This window comes from Streptomyces nidicola, from assembly GCF_050106155.1.
Lineage (GTDB): Bacteria > Actinomycetota > Actinomycetes > Streptomycetales > Streptomycetaceae > Streptomyces.
In genome coordinates this window covers 7125922-7144383 of the sequence record NZ_JBNBPI010000001.1, presented here as the reverse complement: position 1 = coordinate 7144383, position 18462 = coordinate 7125922, and the positions used below count along the sequence as shown (strand labels likewise).

The window sequence follows — 18462 nt, the reverse complement described above, 5'->3', positions numbered from 1 at the left end:
GGGTGCGCGGGTGTTACTTGGACTCGACGGCGTGGCCGCCGAACTGGTTGCGCAGCGCCGCGATCATCTTCATCTGCGGCGAGTCCTCCTGGCGGGAGGAGAAGCGCGCGAAGAGCGACGCGGTGATCGCCGGCAGCGGCACGGAGTTGTCGATGGCCGCCTCGACGGTCCAGCGACCCTCGCCGGAGTCGGCGGCGAAGCCGCGCAGCTTGTCGAGGTGGGTGTCCTCGTCCAGCGCGTTGACCGCGAGGTCGAGCAGCCAGGAGCGGATGACCGTGCCCTCCTGCCAGGAGCGGAAGACCTCGCGGACGTTGTCCACGGAGTCGACCTTCTCCAGGAGCTCCCAGCCCTCGGCGTAGGCCTGCATCATGGCGTACTCGATGCCGTTGTGGACCATCTTGGAGAAGTGGCCGGCGCCGACCTTGCCCGCGTGGACGTAGCCGAAGTCACCCTCGGGCTTGAGGGCGTCGAAGACCGGCTTGACCTTGGCGACGTTCTCCTCGGAGCCGCCGACCATGAGCGCGTAGCCGTTCTCCAGGCCCCAGACGCCGCCGGAGACACCGGCGTCGACGAAGCCGATGCCCTTGATGCCGAGCTCCGCCGCGTGCTTCTCGTCGTCCGTCCAGCGGGAGTTGCCGCCGTCGACGACGATGTCGCCCTCGGAGAGCAGTTCCTTGAGCTCGTCGACCGTGGACTGGGTCGCGGCGCCCGCCGGGACCATCACCCACACCACGCGCGGGCCCTCGAGCTTCTCGACGAGCTCCTGGAGGGAGGCGACGTCGGAGACCTCGGGGTTGCGGTCGTAGCCGATGACGGTGTGGCCCGCGCGGCGGATGCGCTCGCGCATGTTGCCGCCCATCTTGCCGAGACCGATGAGACCGAGCTGCATGTTCAGTTCACTACTTTCCGTACTAGTTGCGGCCGCGCAGCGCGCGGTACGTGCTGACCAGGGACTGGGTCGAGGCGTCGAGGCCGGGGACCTCCGCGCCTTCGGTGAGGGCGGGCTCCACGCGCTTGGCGAGGACCTTGCCGAGTTCGACGCCCCACTGGTCGAAGGAGTCGATGTTCCAGATGGCGCCCTGGACGAAGACCTTCTGCTCGTAGAGGGCGATGAGCTGGCCGAGGACGGACGGGGTCAGCTCGCGCGCGAGGATCGTCGTCGTCGGGTGGTTGCCCTTGAACGTGCGGTGGGCGACCTGCTCCTCGGCGACGCCCTCGGCGCGCACCTCCTCGGCGGTCTTGCCGAAGGCGAGGGCCTGGCCCTGCGCGAACAGGTTGGCCATCAGCAGGTCGTGCTGGCCCTTGAGGTCGTCGCTCAGCTCGTCGACCGGCTTCGCGAAGCCGATGAGGTCCGCCGGGATCAGCTTCGTGCCCTGGTGGATGAGCTGGTAGTAGGCGTGCTGCCCGTTGGTGCCGGGGGTGCCCCAGACGACCGGGCCCGTCTGCCACTCCACGCCGCGGCCCTGGCGGTCCACGGACTTGCCGTTGGACTCCATGTCGAGCTGCTGGAGGTACGCGGTGAACTTGGACAGGTAGTGGCTGTACGGCAGCACCGCGTGCGACTGGGCGCCGTGGAAGTTGCCGTACCAGACGCCGAGGAGGCCGAGCAGCAGCGGCGCGTTGGCCTCGGCCGGGGCCGTGCGGAAGTGGTCGTCGACCAGGCGGAAGCCGTCGAGCAGCTCGCGGAAGGCGTCCGGGCCGATCGCGATCATCAGCGAGAGGCCGATGGCCGAGTCGAAGGAGTAGCGGCCGCCGACCCAGTCCCAGAACGCGAACATGTTGGCCGTGTCGATGCCGAACTCGGAGACCTTCTCGGCGTTCGTCGACAGGGCGACGAAGTGCTTCGCGACCGCCGCGTCGTCACCGAGCGCCGCGAGCAGCCAGGAGCGCGCCGCCTTCGCGTTGGTGATCGTCTCGATCGTCGTGAAGGTCTTGGACGCGATGATGAAGAGCGTCTCGGCCGGGTCGAGGTCGCGGACGGCCTCGTGCAGGTCGGCGCCGTCGACGTTCGACACGAAGCGGAACGTCAGGTCGCGGGCGGTGAACGGGCGCAGCGCCTCGTACGCCATGGCCGGGCCGAGGTCCGAGCCGCCGATGCCGACGTTGACGACGTTCTTGATCCGCTTGCCGGTGTGGCCGGTCCACTCGCCCGTACGGATCTTGTCCGCGAAGACGGCCATCTGGTCGAGGACCTCGTGCACCTTCGGCACGACGTTCTCGCCGTCGACCTCGATCACGGCGTCGGCCGGGGCGCGCAGGGCCGTGTGCAGGACGGCGCGGTCCTCGGTCGTGTTGATCTTCTCGCCGCGGAACATGGCGTCGCGCTGCCCGAACACGTCGGTGGCGGTGGCCAGTTCCTGGAGCAGGGCGAGGGTCTCGTCCGTGATCAGGTGCTTGGAGTAGTCGATGTGCAGGTCACCGACGTCGAGCGTGTAGCGCTCGGCACGGGCCGCGTCCTTCGCGAACAGGTCGCGCAGGTGCGTGCCGTTGAACTTCGCGCGGTGGTCCTCAAGGGCCGTCCACTGCGGGCGGCGGGTGAGGAACGGGTTGCTGTCAGGCATGTTGAACGGACTCCTTGGTGACTTTGCCGTGGGCGGCTGCCTGCAGGGCCACGGCGTACATCTCGTCGGCGTCGAGGCGGCGGAGTTCCTCCGCGATCAGCTCGGCGGTGGAGCGGACCTTGAGGGCGAGGGTGCGCTCGGGCTGGCCGGGGAGGGTCAGCTTGGCGAGCGGCCCCTCGGGGCGGTCGATGCGGATCTCGCCGGTCGGCGTGCCGAGGCGGACCGCGGTGACGACGGGCCCGTCCGTGGTGACCCGCTCGACCTTGACGCCGAGCCGGGCGCCGAGCCACCGCGCGAGCAGTTCGGCGCTGGGGTTGTCGGCCTCGGACTCGACGGCCGCGGAGACGATCTCGGCGCGGGCCTGGTCGAGCGCGGCGGCCAGCATGGAGCGCCACGGGGTGAGCCGGGTCCAGGCCAGGTCGGTATCGCCGGGCGCGTAGGACGTCGAGCGCTGGGCGAGCGCGGCGACCGGGTCCTCGACGGCGTACGCGTCGGTGATCCGGCGCTGGGCGAGCGCGCCCAGCGGGTCCTTGGCGGGGTTCTCCGGCGCGTCCACCGGCCACCACACGACGACCGGGGCGTCGGGCAGCAGGAGCGGCAGGACGACGGAGTCGGCGTGCTTGCCGACCTCCCCGTACAGGCGCAGCACCACGGTCTCGCCGGTGCCGGCCTCGGAGCCGAGGCGGACCTCGGCGTCGAGCCGGTTGCCCTGGCGGTCGCGGGGCAGCCGCTTGGTGCGCCGGATGACGACGAGGGTGCGCGAGGGGTGCTCGCGGGACGCCTCCTGGGCGGCCTTCGTCGCGTCGTACGCGTTCTCCTCGTCCGTGACGATGACCATCGTCAGGACCATGCCCACGGCGGGGGTCCCGATGGCGCGGCGCCCTTCGACGAGCGCCTTGTTGACCTTGCTTGCCGTGGTGTCGGTCAGGTCGATCCTCATGGCCTGCGCCAGCTCCGTCCGTCTCGTGCGAGCATCTCGTCCGCTTCCTTCGGGCCCCAGCTGCCCGAGGCGTACCGGGCGGGCCTGCCGACCTTGTCCCAGTGTTCCTCGATGGGGTCGAGGATGCGCCAGGACTCCTCGACCTCTTCCGTACGGGGGAAGAGGTTGGCGTCGCCCAGCAACACGTCCAGGATCAGCCGCTCGTACGCTTCCGGGCTGGACTCGGTGAACGACTCGCCGTAAGCGAAGTCCATGGACACGTCGCGGATCTCCATCGACGTACCCGGCACCTTGGATCCGAAGCGCACCGTCATGCCTTCGTCCGGCTGAACGCGGATGACGATCGCGTTCTGGCCGAGTTCCTCGGTGGCGGTGTGGTCGAACGGGGAGTGCGGGGCGCGCTGGAAGACGACGGCGATCTCGGTGACGCGGCGGCCGAGGCGCTTGCCGGTGCGCAGGTAGAACGGGACGCCCGCCCAGCGGCGGTTGTCGATACCCAGCTTGACGGCCGCGTAGGTGTCGGTCTTCGACGCCCGGTCGATGCCGTCTTCCTGGAGGTAGCCGGGGACCTTCTCGCCGCCCTGCCAGCCGGCCGCGTACTGCGCGCGGACCGTGGACTTCTCCAGGTCGTCGGGGAGCCGTACGGACTTGAGGACCTTGAGCTTCTCGTTGACCAGCGACTCGGCGTCGAACGCGGCCGGCTCCTCCATCGCCGTGAGGGCGAGCAGCTGGAGCAGGTGGTTCTGGATGACGTCGCGGGCGGCGCCGATGCCGTCGTAGTAGCCGGCGCGGCCGCCGATGCCGATGTCCTCGGCCATCGTGATCTGCACGTGGTCGACGTACGAGCGGTTCCAGATGGGCTCGTACATCTGGTTGGCGAAGCGGAGCGCCAGGATGTTCTGGACGGTCTCCTTGCCGAGGTAGTGGTCGATGCGGAAGACCTGCTCGGGCGAGAACACGTCGTGCACGATCGCGTTCAGCTCGCGCGCCGACTCCATGTCGTGGCCGAACGGCTTCTCGATGACGGCGCGCCGCCACGAGCCCTCGGGCGCGTCCGCGAGGCCGTGCTTCTTGAGCTGCTGCACGACCTTGGGGAAGAACTTGGGCGGTACGGAGAGGTAGAACGCGTAGTTGCCACTGGTGCCGCGCTTCTCGTCGAGCTCGTCGACGGACTCACGCAGCTGCTTGAACGCGGTGTCGTCGTCGAAGTCGCCGGGGATGAAGCGCATGCCCTCGGCGAGCTGCTGCCAGACCTCCTCGCGGAACGGGGTGCGGGCGTGCTCCTTGACCGAGTCGTGGACGACCTGCGCGAAGTCCTGGTCCTCCCACTCGCGGCGGGCGAAGCCGAGGAGCGAGAAGCCCGGCGGCAGCAGTCCGCGGTTGGCGAGGTCGTAGACGGCCGGCATCAGCTTCTTGCGGGACAGGTCGCCCGTGACGCCGAAGATGACGAGCCCGGAGGGGCCCGCGACGCGCGGCAGACGGCGGTCGCGGGGGTCCCTCAGCGGGTTCTGCCAAGCGGTGGAGCTCACTTGGACTCAGCCTCCGTCAGACGCGAGGAGACGGTGGAGAGCAGGTCGTTCCAGGCGATCTCGAACTTGGCGACGGCCTCGTCCTCGAGCTGCTGGGTGACCTCGTCGAGCGAGATGCCGAGCGCGTCGACGGCGGCCAGCTCGGCGCGGGCCTGCTCGTAGCGGCCGGTGATGGTGTCGCCGGTGATCTCGCCGTGGTCGGCGGTCGCCTTCAGGGTGCCCTCGGGCATCGTGTTGACGGTGCCGGGCGCGACCAGCTCGTCGACGTACAGGGTGTCCTTGTACGCGGGGTCCTTGACGCCGGTGGAGGCCCACAGCGGGCGCTGCTTGTTGGCGCCGGCGGCCTCCAGCTTGGTGGCGCGCTCGGCGGCGAAGACCTGCTCGAAGGCCTCGTAGGCGAGACGGGCGTTGGCGAGGGCGGCCTTGCCCTTGGCCGAAGCGGCCTCGTCCGTGCCGATCTTGTCGAGGCGCTTGTCGATCTCGGCGTCGACGCGGGAGACGAAGAAGGAGGCGACCGAGTGGATCGTGGCGAGGTCGATGCCGCGCTCGTGGGCCTTCTCCAGACCGGCCAGGTAGGCGTCCATGACGGCCTTGTAGCGGTCGAGCGAGAAGATCAGCGTGACGTTGACCGAGATGCCGAGGCCGATGACCTCGGTGATCGCCGGGAGGCCCGCGAGGGTCGCCGGGATCTTGATCATCACGTTGGGGCGGTCCACGAGCCAGGCGAGCTGCTTGGCCTCGGCGATGGTGGCCTCGGTGTTGTGGGCGAGGCGCGGGTCGACCTCGATGGAGACGCGGCCGTCACGGCCCTGCGTGGCGTCGTACACCGGGCGCAGGATGTCGGCGGCGGCGCGCACGTCCTGCGTGGTCATCATGCGGACGGCCTCGTCGACGGTGACCTTGCGGACGGCCAGGTCGGCGAGCTGCTCCTCGTAGCCCTCGCCCTTGCCGATGGCGGCCTGGAAGATCGAGGGGTTCGTGGTGACGCCCACGACGTGCTGGTCCGCGATGAGCTCGGCGAGGTTGCCGGACTCGATGCGGGTGCGGGACAGGTCGTCCAGCCAGATGGAAACGCCTTCGTCGGACAGCGACTTGAGGGGTGCGACGGCGTTGCTCATGTTCTGCTTCATCTTCTTTCGGTGTGGCTCGGTACGAAGGGGTCAGGCGCGGGCGGCGGCGAGCGACTCGCGGGCCTTGTCGGCGACGTTCTCGGCGGTGAAGCCGAACTCGGCGAAGAGCGTGCCCGCGTCGGCGGAGGCACCGAAGTGCTCCAGGGAGACGATGCGACCGGCGTCACCGACGTAGCGGTACCAGGTCAGACCGATGCCGGCCTCGACCGCCACGCGGGCCTTCACCGACGGCGGCAGGACGGAGGCGCGGTAGTCGGCGTCCTGCTCCTCGAACCACTCGACGGACGGCATGGAGACGACGCGGGTCGCGATGCCCTCGGCCTCCAGCTGCTCGCGGGCGGCGACGGCGAGCTGGACCTCGGAGCCGGTGGCGATGAGGACGACCTCGGGAGTCTCCTTGGACGCCTCGACCAGGACGTAACCGCCCTTGGCCGCGTCGTCGTTGGCCTCGTACGTCGGCAGGCCCTGACGGGAGAGCGCCAGGCCGTGCGGGGCCGGCTTGTCGGTGCCGCGCTTGAGGATCTCGCGCCAGGCGATGGCGGTCTCGTTGGCGTCGGCCGGGCGGACGACGTTCAGGCCGGGGATGGCGCGCAGCGCGGCGAGGTGCTCGACGGGCTGGTGGGTCGGGCCGTCCTCGCCGAGACCGATGGAGTCGTGGGTCCAGACGTAGGTGACCGGGAGCTGCATGAGGGCGGACATGCGGACTGCGTTGCGCATGTAGTCGGAGAACACCAGGAAGGTGCCGCCGTAGATGCGGGTGTTGCCGTGCAGCGCGATGCCGTTCATCTCGGCGGCCATCGAGAACTCGCGGATGCCGAAGTGCACGGTGCGGCCGTACGGGTCGGCCTCGGCCAGCGGGTTGCCCTTCGGGAGGAAGGACGACGTCTTGTCGATGGTGGTGTTGTTGGAGCCGGCGAGGTCGGCGGAGCCGCCCCACAGCTCGGGGACGACCGGGCCGAGCGCCTGGAGGACCTTGCCGGACGCGGCGCGCGTGGCGACCTTCGTACCGGTCTCGAAGGACGGCAGGGCGTCCTCCCAGCCCTCGGGGAGGCGGCCCGCGAGCACGCGGTCGAGGGTCGCGGAGCGCTCGGGGTTGGCGTTCCGCCACTCGGCGAGCTGCTTGTCCCAGGCGGCGTGCGCCTCGGCGCCGCGGTCCAGGGCCTGGCGGGTGTGGGCGATGACCTCGTCCTCGACGATGAAGGACTGCTCCGGGTCGAAGCCGAGGACCTTCTTCGTGGCGGCGATCTCCTCGGCGCCGAGCGCGGAGCCGTGGGAGGCCTCGGTGTTCTTCGCGGTCGGGGCCGGCCAGGCGATGATCGTGCGCATCGCGATGATGGACGGCTTGTCGGTGACGGCCTTGGCGGCGGCGAGCGCCTCGTACAGGGCCTTCGGGTCGACGTCGCCCTCGGCGGTCGGCGTGACGCGCTGCACGTGCCAGCCGTACGCCTCGTAGCGCCCCAGGACGTCCTCGGAGAAGGCGGTCGCGGTGTCGCCCTCGATGGAGATGTGGTTGTCGTCGTAGACGAAGACGAGGTTGCCGAGCTTCTGGTGGCCCGCGAGGGACGAGGCCTCGGCGGAGACACCCTCCTCCAGGTCACCGTCGGAGACGATCGCCCAGATGGTGTGGTCGAAGGGGCTCTCGCCCTCGGGGGCCTCCGGGTCGAACAGGCCGCGCTCGTAGCGGGCGGCCATCGCCATGCCCACGGCGTTGGCGACACCCTGGCCGAGCGGACCGGTCGTGGTCTCGACACCGGCGGTGTGGCCGTACTCGGGGTGGCCCGGCGTCTTCGAACCCTGCGTGCGGAACGCCTTCAGGTCGTCCAGCTCCAGCTCGTAACCGGAGAGGAAGAGCTGGGTGTAGAGGGTGAGGCTGGTGTGGCCGGGCGACAGGACGAAGCGGTCACGGCCGGTCCACTCCGGGTCGGCCGGGTCGTGCCGCATGGCCTTCTGGAAGATCGTGTACGCGGCCGGGGCCAGGCTCATGGCGGTACCGGGGTGTCCGTTGCCGACCTTCTGCACGGCGTCCGCCGCCAGGAGGCGCGCGGTGTCGACGGCACGCTGGTCGCGGTCGGTCCACTCGAAGGGCTTCTCGAAGGGGTCGAGTCCGTTCGGTGTCTGCGTGCTCATCTGTCCAGCTTCCTTCACATCCGTTGTCCTGCCGAGGTACCAAAAGGCACCGCCCGACCGGGACCAAAGTCCCAGGTCGAACCACCTACGAATGTAAAGGTCATACTTTTCGCTCGACAGGTGCCCCCGTGCCAGCGTTCGGTGAAAATGGGACACGCACATCGGTCGAAGTCAAGGAAAGTGGATGACGGAGCAGGACCCCTCACAGACGAGCGCACATCTGCGGGCGCCCGGCGAAAATCGAGCGCACATCCGCACCTATCCGTTCGACCCGAGCGCGAGCCTGTCCGGCGTCGGGATACAGGTCGGGCCGATGGGCTCCGAGGGTCCGTGGGCGGGTGGCGTCGGCCTGTCGCGGCGCGTGCACCGCATCGACTTCCACGTGCTGCTGTTCTTCCGCGAGGGCCCCGTCCGCCACATGATCGACTTCACCGAGTACGAGGTGGGGGCCGGGGACATCCTGTGGATCCGGCCGGGGCAGGTGCACGGGTTCTCGACCGAGGACGCCTATGTCGGCACGGCGTTGACCATGCAGCCGGGGTTTTTGCCCCGTGCGATCGTCGAGGCGACCGGGCTCTACCGGTACGACCGGCCGCCGCTGCTGCACCCCGATCCGGATCAACTCGCCGCGCTGGACGCCTCGTTGGAGCAGCTGCGGCGCGAGTACCTGGACACGGTCACGCTGCCGCTGAGCCTGCACACGTCGGTGCTGCGGCACACCCTGACGGCACTGATGCTGCGCGTGGCACATGTGTCGGCGCAGGCCGCGGCGGAGGCGGAGGACGGGAAGCCGCAGCAGGACACGACGTTCACGCGGTTCCGCACGGCGGTCGAGCACGGGTTCACGTCCAACCACAGTGTGAGCGCGTACGCGGATGAACTGGGTTACTCGCGGCGGACGTTGGTGCGGGCGGTGCGGGCGGCGACGGGGCTCACGCCGAAGGCGTTCATCGATCGGCGGGTGATTCTGGAGGCGAAGCGGATGCTTGCGCATACGGAGTTGCCGGTGGGGCGGATCGGGGTTGCGGTCGGGTTCGCGGACTCGGCGAACTTTTCGAAGTTCTTCCAGCAACACGTAGGGGCTACGCCGGCCGGGTTTCGTGAGGGCACGCTCGGCCGTGGTTGACGACTCGGGGCTCTGCCCCGGACCCCGCTCCTCAATCGCCGGAGGGGCTTAATTTGCTCGATCGCCGCCGAGGGTTGAAGCATTGGCAGAATAAGGGGATGTCACGTAACACCCCCACCTGCCCCTGCGGGCTCCCCTCCCCCTACGAAACCTGCTGCGGTCGCTACCACCGCGGTGACGCGGCGGCGCCCACCGCCGAAGCGCTCATGCGGTCGCGGTATGCCGCGTTCGTGCGGCAGGACGGGGCGTATCTGATGCGGACCTGGCACCCGGACACCCGGCCGCCGGGCATCGACTTCGCCGATGCCCCCCGGTGGACCGGGCTCGAGATCGTGGAGGCGGTCGACGGGTCCGCGTTCCATCAGCACGGCACCGTCACCTTCCGCGCCCGCTACAAGGGCGGCGAGCTGCACGAGCGCAGCCGGTTCTCCCGGGCGGACGGGGCATGGGTGTACGTCGACGGGGACTTCATCGAGTAACCCCGACGCGTAACTCCCCACCCGCACAAGGCGGTTCAGGGCGCCAGGATGTCCAGCTCGTGCAGCGCGCCCACCGCGATCTCGCGCGTGAGTTCCTCCGCGCGCTCCGCGTTCCGCTCCCGTACCGCCTCCGCGACCTTGACGTGCAGGCTGACCGCCGCCGGGTCCGGGTCCTCGAACATGACCTGGTGGTGGGTGCGGCCCGCGAGGACCTCCGCCACCAGGTCACCCAGGTGGGCGAACATCTCGTTGCCGGACGCGTTCAGGACGATCCGGTGGAACTCGATGTCGTGACCGAGGTACGCCTCCAGCTGCTGGCCCCGTGACGTCGCCACCATGCCGAGCGCGCACTCGGTCAGCGCCGCACACTGCTCCGCGCTCGCGCTCCGCGCGGCAAGACCCGCGGCGACCGGCTCGACCGCCGAGCGGAGCACCGTGAGCGAGCGCAGCTGGCGGGGGCGGTCGGCGCCCGCGAGGCGCCAGCGGATGACCTGCGGGTCGTAGACGTTCCACTCCTCGGCGGGCCGCACCGTCACGCCGACCCGGCGCCGCGAGGCCACGAGGTGCATCGACTCCAGGACGCGCACCGCCTCCCGCATGACCGAACGGGACACCTCGAAGCGCTGTGCGAGTTCATCCGTACGCAACACGCTGCCCGCGGGGTACTCGCCCGCGGTGATCGCAGGACCGAGGCTTTCCAGTACGCGGGCGTGCAGGCCCCGGCCCATTGTGGTCATGGGACAACCCTAGCCCGGAGCCCAATGGTCTGACTTATATGTCACACCCTCTTGAATTAATCAGACCTATTGGGTTTCAGTGTGGTGTCACAGCGATGTCGACGAAGACAGCGAAGCGAGGCAGTACCCGATGAGCACCCCCCACGTCGTCGTGGTCATGGGCGTCGCAGGAACCGGCAAGACAACGATCGGTCCCCTGCTCGCCGAACGGCTCGGCGTTCCCTACGCCGAGGGCGACGACTTCCACCCCCAGGCCAACATCGACAAGATGTCGGCCGGCACCCCCCTGACGGACGAGGACCGCTGGCCCTGGCTCGACGCCATCGGCCGCTGGGCGCACAGCCGCGCGGGGCTCGGCGGGGTGGTCTCCAGCTCCGCCCTCAAGCGCAGCTACCGCGACCGCCTGCGGGCCGAGGCCCCCGGCGCCGTCTTCGTCCACCTCACCGGCTCGCGCGAGCTGATCGAGGACCGGATGGGGCATCGCGAGGGCCACTTCATGCCCACGTCGCTGCTCGACTCGCAGTTCGCCACGCTCCAGCCGCTCGCGGCGGACGAGGCGGGCGTGGCCGTCGATGTCGCGGGATCGCCCGAGGAAATCGCGGACCGGGCCACCGCGGCCCTGGCCGAGCTCGACTCCCCCGCCGCGACCGCGTAACCCCCCACACCGGCAAGTTCTCCCCCGTCCCCCCACTCGTTCAAGGGATAAGACCGTGACCAGACTCAGCGTCGAGATGCTGGCAGCGGACACCGTCGAGCCGATCACGTCCGCGGGCCATGCCCAGCTCGGGATCGCCGTGCTCGCGGGAATCGCCGTCATCGTCCTCCTCATCACCAAGTTCAAGATGCACGCCTTCCTGGCGCTGACCATCGGCTCGCTCGCGCTCGGCGCGTTCGCCGGTGCGCCGCTGGACAAGGTGATCGAGAGCTTCAGCGCCGGACTCGGTGACACCGTCGCCGGCGTCGGCGTACTGATCGCGCTCGGCGCGATCCTCGGCAAGCTGCTCGCCGACTCCGGCGGCGCCGACCAGATCGTCGACACGATCCTCGCCAAGGCCGGCAAGTCCGGCGGCAAGGCCATGCCGTGGGCCATGGTGCTCATCGCGGCCGTGATCGGCCTGCCGCTCTTCTTCGAGGTCGGCATCGTCCTGCTGATCCCCGTCGTCCTGATGGTCGCCAAGCGCGGCAACTACTCGCTGATGCGGATCGGCATCCCGGCCCTCGCCGGTCTGTCCGTCATGCACGGCCTGATCCCGCCGCACCCCGGCCCGCTCGTCGCGATCGACGCGGTGGACGCCAACCTCGGGCTCACGCTCGCGCTCGGCATCCTCGTCGCCATCCCGACGGTCGTCATCGCCGGCCCGGTCTTCTCGAAGTACGCGGCCAAGTGGGTCGACGTCCAGGCCCCCGACAAGATGATCCCGGCCCGCGCCTCCGACGACCTGGAGAAGCGTCCGAGCTTCGGCGCCTCCGTGGCGACGATCCTGCTGCCGGTCGTGATGATGCTGTCCAAGGCCCTGGTCGACGTCATCGTGGACAACCCGGACGCCACCGTCCAGCGCGTCTTCGACGTGGTCGGCAACCCGATGATCGCGCTGCTCGCGGCCGTCGTCGTCGCCATGTTCACCCTCGGCCGCCCGGCCGGCTTCACCAAGGGCAAGGTCCTCTCCACCACCGAGAAGTCCCTCGGCCCGATCGCGGGCGTGCTGCTCATCGTGGGCGCGGGCGGTGGCTTCAAGGGCACCCTGGTCGACTCCGGCGTGGGCCAGATGATCATGGATGTCTCCAAGGACTGGTCGATCCCGACGCTGCTGCTCGCCTGGCTCATCGCGGTCGTCATCCGCGTCGCCACGGGTTCGGCGACGGTCGCCACGGTCTCCGCCGCCGGTCTGGTCGCGCCCCTCGCGGCCGACATGACCGACACGCACACGGCGCTGCTCGTCCTGGTGATCGGCGCGGGTTCGCTGTTCTTCAGCCACGTCAACGACGCCGGTTTCTGGCTGGTCAAGGAGTACTTCGGGCTCACCGTCGGCCAGACCGTCAAGACCTGGTCGGTCATGGAGACCATCATCTCCGTGGTCGCGGGTGCGCTGGTGCTGCTGCTGTCCTTGGTGATCTAGCCGAGGACCGACTGACAGCTTCATGCGAAGAGGGCGCCCCCGCCGGTCGGCGGGGGCGCCCTCTTCACGTGGCACGGTCAGGGCTCGTCGAGCCACTCGCCGTGTTCCCGCGCGGCCCAGTCCCGGTCCACGTATCCCGTACGCAGGCCCCTGCGCGCCTCGGGGTCGCCGACCGCCATGCCGATGTGCCCGGCGAGCACGATGCCGAGGGCGAGCGCCAGCCAGTCGTGCACGAAGGTGCTGCCGGTGCGCACGGTGAGCGGGGCGAGGTGCGTGAACCACATGAGCAGGCCGGTGCCGAGCATCACCAGGACGGCGCCTGCGAGCCAGGCCGCCCACAGTTTCTGCCCGGCGTTGAACTTGCCCGCCGGGCGGTGGCCGGGGCGCCGGTGCAGGACGGCGCGGAGCCACGCCTTGTCGTGGAGGTCGAACCGGTTGAGCCGGCCCAGGTCCGCGCGGAAGGCGCGGGAGACGAGGCCGACCAGGAAGGGCGCCGGCAGCAGCAGGCCCGACCACTCGTGCAGCGTGACGACGAGGTCCCGGCGGCCGACGAGTTCGGCGAGCTGCGGTACGTACAGGCAGGCGGCCGTCACGACGCACACGCCCATGAGGACGGCCGTGGCGCGGTGCACCCAGCGTTCGGAGCGCGTGAAGCGGCGGACGGACGCCGTGAGTTGCTCAGTTCGTGGGCTCATCGTCGCGTCCGTTCGAGCGGCCGACCCAGGCGTCGATGTCGTAGCCGCGCTCCTCCCAGTAACCCGGCTGTACGTCGTCGGTGACGGTGATCCCGGAGAGCCACTTCGCCGATTTGTAGAAGTACATGGGGGCCGCGTAGAGGCGGACCGGGCCGCCGTGGGCGTGGGTGAGGTCCTTGTCCTGCATGCGCAGCGCCACCAACACGTCGGCGCGGCGCGCCTGTTGGAGCGTGAGGCTCTCGCTGTACGTGCCGTCGAAGCAGGTCAGGCGTACGGCCCTGGCGGTGGGGCGCACTCCCGCGGCGTCCAGGATCCGCGAGAGCCGTACGCCCTCGAAGGGCGTGTGCGGGACCCGCCAGCCCGTGACGCATTGGACGTCGCGGACGAGGCGGGTCTGGGGCAGCGCGCGCAGTTCGGGGAGGGTGTACGTCGACGGGGTCTCGACCAGGCCGTCGACCTTGAGGCGGTAGGTGTCCGCGCTCTTGTGGGGGACGGAAGCCGCGACCGAGTAGTAGCGGAAGCCGCCGCCGTTGGGCAGTACGCCCGTGAGGCCGGTGGGGTCCTTCTGGGCGACGCGCTCGAAGGCGTGCTGGAGGGCGGGGGCCGCGGCCACGGTGAGCGCTCCCGCGCCCAACATGCCGAGGACCAGCCTTCGTCCTACCGGGGGGCCTTGGTTCGGGGTCACGTTGTGATTCGAGCACCGCGGCGGGCCGGAAGCCAGGGTTTCCGGCCCGCCGTCAGGCTTTCGTCACTTGTGGCCCCGCCCTCGGGGCTCCGTCCGGGACAGAGCCCCGTGAGCGGGGAGCGGGGGGCCTCAGCTGCCGGAGGTGGTGGAACGCTGATCCAACTGGAAGGCCTCGTTGCCCAGGCCGATGCGGGCGTGGGCCTGGGGGGCGCGGCGGCGGAGGATCAGGCCCCACGTCGCGCCCGCCACCGCGGCGAGGACGATGATGCCGGGGAGGATCCAGTTGAGTGGGGAGTCCGGGCCCGAGCCGACCAGGACGTCGAAGTCCTTGACCGTGTAGCCGGCGATCACGAGGAGGGCGAGTCCCGCCACGCCGGACGCCACGAGGCGCCAGGCCTGCGCCGCCGCGGCCCCGCGGCGCGCGAAGAACACGATGACCGCGAGGGACGCCGTGGCCATGAGGAGGATGACGCCGAGCGCGCCCACGTTGCCGCCCCACGTGAACAGGTGCAGGACCGGCGCCGTCGGGTCGCCGAACGGGCCGTCGTCGGCGATCGCGAAGCCGACGACCGCGATCAGCGAGATCACCGACTGCAGCACCGAGCTCTTGCCGGGCGCGCCGGTCGCCGTGTTCGTCCGCCCGAACCCGGCGGGCAGCAGCCCCTCGCGCCCCATCGCGAACGCGTACCGCGCCACCACGTTGTGGAAGCTGAGCAGCGCCGCGAACATGCCCGTCACGAACAGGACATGGACGACGTCCGTGAACGCGCCGCCCAGCCGGTCCTCCGTCAGGCCGAACAGCAGACCCGCCGACTGCTTCTGCGCCGCGCCCACGATGCCCGAGGGCCCCGTCGCCACCGTCATCGCCCACGAACTGAACGCGAAGAACAGGGCGACGCCGCCGACCGCGAGGAACATCACGCGCGGCACCAGGACGTGCGGCCTGCTGGTCTCCTCCGCGTACACGGGGGCCTGCTCGAAGCCGGTGAACGCGGCGATGCAGAAGCACAGCGCCGTGCCGAGCCCGACGCCCGACAGCGTCTCCGGGTTGAAGGCGTGCAGGGACAGACCCTGGGCGCCGGGATCGCCGATGGCCGCGATGTCGAAGACGACCACGACGGCGACCTCGATGAGCAGCAGCACGCCGAGGACCTTCGCGTTCACGTCGATCTTCAGCAGGCCGAGCGCGCCGACGGCGAGTACGGCCACCAACGCCGGTATCCACCACGCCAGTTCGAGGCTCAGATACTGGTCGGCGAGGCCCGCGACCTCGTAGCCGAACAGGCCGAAGATGCCGACCTGGAGCGAGCTGTACGCGACGAGCGCGACGAGGGCCGCCGCGGCGCCTGTGGTCGGGCCGAGGCCGCGGGCGATGTACGCGTAGAACGCGCCGGCGTTGTGCACGTGCCGGCTCAACTCCGCGTAGCCGACGCTGAAGAGGGCGAGCACGACGCCGAGCAGCAGGAAGAGGAGCGGCATCCCGACCACTTCCATCACGGCGAACGTCGTCGGCATGACACCCGCGACGACGAGCAGCGGCCCGGTCGCGGCGAGCACGGAGAGCAGCAGCCCCGCCGTACCGAGCCGCCCGGCGCGCAGGGCGCTCGTCTCGCCCAGATACGTGTGAATGGCCGGATCCGCCGTGGCCTCGGGCGGTCGCTCGCTCGCGCTCATTGGGGGACGTCCCTTCCTTCGTGCGGTGGGGGCTTGGTTGACGACTGCTCTACGCCGAGCCGAGCGCGGCGCTGCGCGCGACCCGGAACGCTTCGTACGGGTCCCGGTCGGGATACGACCAGGGGTACGGCGTGCTGTGCCGGCCGATCCGGTGGAACAGGGCGGCCGCTTCCGCGGGCCGGCCCTCGCAGTACTTCGCGTGCGCGAGGTAGTTGAGGTCGATGCGGCCACGCGGGTGCGAGGCGCCGGACCGATCGCGCGCGGCGCCCCACTCCAGCCACCAGTCGAACGCGGCCTTCAGCACGAGCCGGGCGCGCCGCCCCGACCAGTGCCCGGACGCCTTCGGGTCGCCGGAGAGCACGCCCACGCGCGCGAGCACCCGGTAGCGCTCGGCGTGCGCGACGACCGGGAGCAGCGCCAACGGCGAGTCGGGCGTGACCTGTTCGGCCGCCCAGGACGCGAAGTCGTACACCTCGTGCAGCGGGTCCTGACCGACGTCGGCGCGCCGCTCGGCGAGCCGCGCGACCATCAGGTGGTGCGCGTGGTGGTGCCCGGGATGCCGCAGCCGCACCTCGTCGAAGAGGCGGACGACGTCCTCCTCGCTCCCCAACTCCCGCTCCAGGAGCATGAGTCCGAGCAGGGGCGTCGGATCGTCGGGTACCAGCTCCGACGCCTCGGCGCAGGCCGCGCGTGCCTTCTCGGGGCGGTCGTGGCCCTCGACGGCGCGCAGCACTCTCGCGCAGGCGAGCAGGACGACGGCGTCCGTGGAGTCGGGTTCGGCGAGCAGCCAGTCGCGGGCCCAGACCCGGGCCGTGGGTTCGCCCGCGAGGCCCAGCATGCGGTGGCCGCGCAGGTCCCAGTCGGAGCCGGTGGCGCGGAGCAGGGACCTGACCTCGGTCCAGCGGCCGCGGGCGAGTGCGGAGCGGGCCGCGACGAGTTCGGCGTCGTCGAGTGCGGGGTCGCCGAAGGGAGGGGTGTGCGCGGGCTTCTTGCGGGAGCGCCCGAGCGGAGGCGGAGGTGGGGGCACCGCGGCGGGGTCCTTACGACTGTTCAGATGTGGGTGAGATGGACGGCAAGACGATGATCAAGCACAGCAAACCGGTACGGAGGTGTCCGCGTCAAGGGCCGCCCGTGACGCACCTCACCAACTCGCCGAACCAGCAGGTGAGTTCGGACAAGCGGAAGGTGGGCGCAAGGAGGTGGCGGTCGCTCGCGCGCGGGTGGCCGCGCGGGCCGCTATCGTCGTCAGCGTGTCGGTTGTCGTCCTCGTCCTCTCCGTGAGCGCGGCGTTCTGTCTGGGCATCGGTTTCGTCCTCCAGCAGAACGCGGCGGTGCGGGCCCCGCTCAGCGACTTCCTCTCGCCCCGGCTGCTGCTCGACCTGATGCGCGTGCCGCGCTGGCTCGGCGGGATCGGCCTGATGGTGTGCGGGATGGTGCTGGGCGCGATGGCCCTCGGCCAGGGCGAGGTGACCCTCGTAGAGCCGCTGCTCGCCACGAACCTCCTCTTCGCCCTGCTGCTGTCCCGCCGTCAGACGAGATCGCCGCTCGGCCGGCAGGGCTGGGCCGGACTGCTGCTGCTCGCGGGCGGCGTCACGGCGTTCATCGTGGCCGGTCAGCCGCACGGCGGCAGCGCGGTCACCGATCCGCTGCGGCACTGGCTGATCATCGGCGTGATGGTCGGCGGGGCGCTGTTCCTCGCGGCCCTCGCGGGGCGCTCCCGGCTGAGCGCGGGCCCCGCGCTGCTCGCGGTGGCGGCAGGGCTGCTGTACGGGGTGCAGGACGCGTTGACGCGGGTGAGCGGTCAGCGGTTCTCCGCGGGCGGCTGGCCGGAGCTGTTCACCGGCTGGCAGCCGTACGCGGTGGCGGTGCTGGGGGTCACGGGGCTCGTCCTGGTGCAGAGCGCGTTCGAGACGGCGCCGCTGCGGAGGTCGCTGCCCGCGCTCACCGCGGCGCAGCCGCTGGCCGGGATCGCGTGCGGCGTGGGCTTCCTTGGCGACCGGCTGCGGATGGACACGGGGGCGCTCGCGTGGGAGGCGGTGGGCCTGGCGGGGATCGTGGTGGGCGTGGTGCTGCTCGGGCTGCACCCCGCGATGCCGGGCGCCGCCGCGACCGGGCGGGACCGGGTGGGAGCGCCCCTCTAACCTGCGGGGCATGAACCCCGCTGAGGAAATTCTCGACATCGTCGACGAGCACGACCACGTCGTCCGCCAGGCACCGCGCGGCGAGGCCTACGCGAAGAACCTGCGCCACCGGTGCGCCTTCATCCTCGCCAGGAACCCGGTCGGCGAGATCTTCGTGCACCGCCGCACCCCCACCAAGCTCGTCTTCCCCTCCCACTACGACATGTTCGTCGGCGGGGTGGTCGGCGCCGGAGAGACGTACGACGAGGCGGCGCTGCGCGAGGCGGAGGAGGAGCTGGGGGTGAGCGGACTCCCGCAGCCCACCCCTCTGTTCAAGTTCCTGTACGAGGGCGACGCCGGCCAGTCCTGGTGGTCGTACGTCTACGAGGTCACCTTCGATCTGCCGGTGCGCCCGCAGGTCGAGGAGATCGACTGGCACGCCTTCCTGAGCCCCGAGGAACTGGAGCGGCGGATCGGCGAGTGGGACTGGACGCCCGACGGGCTCGCGGCGTACGAGCGGTGGAAAGCGCACGGGTAATGTG

Annotated in this window: 17 protein-coding genes; 6 read left to right on the top strand and 11 right to left on the bottom strand. The window is 70.6% G+C overall.

Annotated elements, in window-relative coordinates; genetic code table 11:
- Positions 1-13: 13 nt before the first annotated feature.
- Genes gnd through tkt form a run of 6 tightly spaced genes read right to left on the bottom strand, consistent with a single transcriptional unit; the run spans position 14 to position 8287 of the window.
- Complete coding sequence (gnd, locus tag ACOKM3_RS32280) at positions 14-889, bottom strand: phosphogluconate dehydrogenase (NAD(+)-dependent, decarboxylating) (protein WP_327664141.1); 876 nt, start codon at positions 887-889, stop codon at positions 14-16.
- Between the two features lie 22 nt (positions 890-911).
- Positions 912-2561 carry a glucose-6-phosphate isomerase gene (pgi, locus tag ACOKM3_RS32275; protein WP_426904762.1) on the bottom strand — a complete coding sequence of 550 codons (1650 nt, stop codon included), beginning with the start codon at positions 2559-2561 and terminating at the stop codon, positions 912-914.
- On the bottom strand, positions 2554-3501 hold the full coding sequence (opcA, locus tag ACOKM3_RS32270; RefSeq protein ID WP_426904760.1) for a glucose-6-phosphate dehydrogenase assembly protein OpcA: 948 nt from the start codon (positions 3499-3501) through the stop codon (positions 2554-2556). The genes pgi and opcA overlap by 8 nt, the downstream gene beginning before the upstream one ends.
- Complete coding sequence (zwf, locus tag ACOKM3_RS32265; protein ID WP_426904758.1) at positions 3498-5030, bottom strand: glucose-6-phosphate dehydrogenase; 1533 nt, start codon at positions 5028-5030, stop codon at positions 3498-3500. Before zwf ends, opcA begins: the two co-directional genes overlap by 4 nt.
- A complete protein-coding gene (gene tal / locus ACOKM3_RS32260; protein WP_426904756.1) occupies positions 5027-6160 on the bottom strand; it encodes a transaldolase in 1134 nt (377 codons plus the stop codon). Before tal ends, zwf begins: the two co-directional genes overlap by 4 nt.
- 30 nt (positions 6161-6190) lie before the next feature.
- Positions 6191-8287 carry a transketolase gene (tkt, locus tag ACOKM3_RS32255; protein ID WP_426904754.1) on the bottom strand — a complete coding sequence of 699 codons (2097 nt, stop codon included), beginning with the start codon at positions 8285-8287 and terminating at the stop codon, positions 6191-6193.
- Positions 8288-8471: 184 nt separating this feature from the next.
- On the opposite strand from tkt, the gene ACOKM3_RS32250 reads away from it, so the two are divergent.
- Both ACOKM3_RS32250 and ACOKM3_RS32245 read left to right on the top strand, forming a co-directional pair.
- Positions 8472-9413 carry a helix-turn-helix domain-containing protein gene (locus ACOKM3_RS32250; protein ID WP_426904752.1) on the top strand — a complete coding sequence of 314 codons (942 nt, stop codon included), beginning with the start codon at positions 8472-8474 and terminating at the stop codon, positions 9411-9413.
- A 98-nt stretch (positions 9414-9511) separates the two neighbouring features.
- A complete protein-coding gene (locus tag ACOKM3_RS32245; protein WP_426904750.1) occupies positions 9512-9892 on the top strand; it encodes a YchJ family protein in 381 nt (126 codons plus the stop codon).
- Between the two features lie 35 nt (positions 9893-9927).
- Here ACOKM3_RS32245 and ACOKM3_RS32240 read toward each other — a convergent pair whose 3' ends face one another.
- Positions 9928-10629 carry a FadR/GntR family transcriptional regulator gene (locus ACOKM3_RS32240; protein ID WP_426904748.1) on the bottom strand — a complete coding sequence of 234 codons (702 nt, stop codon included), beginning with the start codon at positions 10627-10629 and terminating at the stop codon, positions 9928-9930.
- A 130-nt stretch (positions 10630-10759) separates the two neighbouring features.
- Between ACOKM3_RS32240 and ACOKM3_RS32235 the strand changes: the two genes are divergently transcribed.
- Together ACOKM3_RS32235 and ACOKM3_RS32230 are read left to right on the top strand one after the other, a co-directional pair.
- Positions 10760-11284: a gluconokinase gene (locus tag ACOKM3_RS32235; protein WP_426904746.1), complete on the top strand. Its 525-nt coding sequence runs from the start codon at positions 10760-10762 to the stop codon at positions 11282-11284.
- Positions 11285-11339: 55 nt separating this feature from the next.
- Entirely contained in the window at positions 11340-12746 is a 1407-nt protein-coding gene (locus ACOKM3_RS32230; RefSeq protein WP_426904744.1) for a GntT/GntP/DsdX family permease, read from the top strand.
- Between the two features lie 77 nt (positions 12747-12823).
- Here the strand turns inward: ACOKM3_RS32230 and ACOKM3_RS32225 are convergent, their stop codons facing one another.
- The 4 genes from ACOKM3_RS32225 to ACOKM3_RS32210 form a co-directional block, all read right to left on the bottom strand.
- Positions 12824-13441, bottom strand: coding sequence for a cytochrome b/b6 domain-containing protein (locus ACOKM3_RS32225; protein WP_426904742.1), 618 nt, complete (start codon positions 13439-13441; stop codon positions 12824-12826).
- Positions 13425-14078 (bottom strand): molybdopterin-dependent oxidoreductase, encoded by a 654-nt coding sequence (locus ACOKM3_RS32220; protein WP_426904740.1) that lies wholly within the window; start codon positions 14076-14078, stop codon positions 13425-13427. Before ACOKM3_RS32220 ends, ACOKM3_RS32225 begins: the two co-directional genes overlap by 17 nt.
- Positions 14079-14255: 177 nt before the next feature.
- The gene (locus tag ACOKM3_RS32215; RefSeq protein WP_426904738.1) at positions 14256-15800 is read right to left on the bottom strand and encodes an APC family permease; all 1545 of its coding nucleotides are present in this window, start codon (positions 15798-15800) and stop codon (positions 14256-14258) included.
- Positions 15801-15849: 49 nt separating this feature from the next.
- Positions 15850-16827, bottom strand: a complete 978-nt coding sequence (locus ACOKM3_RS32210; RefSeq protein ID WP_426904736.1) for a hypothetical protein — start codon at positions 16825-16827, stop codon at positions 15850-15852.
- A 223-nt stretch (positions 16828-17050) separates the two neighbouring features.
- Here ACOKM3_RS32210 and ACOKM3_RS32205 point away from each other — a divergent pair, with 223 nt between their 5' ends.
- Together ACOKM3_RS32205 and ACOKM3_RS32200 are read left to right on the top strand one after the other, a co-directional pair.
- Positions 17051-17941: a DMT family transporter gene (locus tag ACOKM3_RS32205; protein WP_426904734.1), complete on the top strand. Its 891-nt coding sequence runs from the start codon at positions 17051-17053 to the stop codon at positions 17939-17941.
- Positions 17942-17951: 10 nt separating this feature from the next.
- Positions 17952-18458 carry an NUDIX hydrolase gene (locus ACOKM3_RS32200; RefSeq protein ID WP_426904732.1) on the top strand — a complete coding sequence of 169 codons (507 nt, stop codon included), beginning with the start codon at positions 17952-17954 and terminating at the stop codon, positions 18456-18458.
- Positions 18459-18462 lie beyond the last annotated feature (4 nt).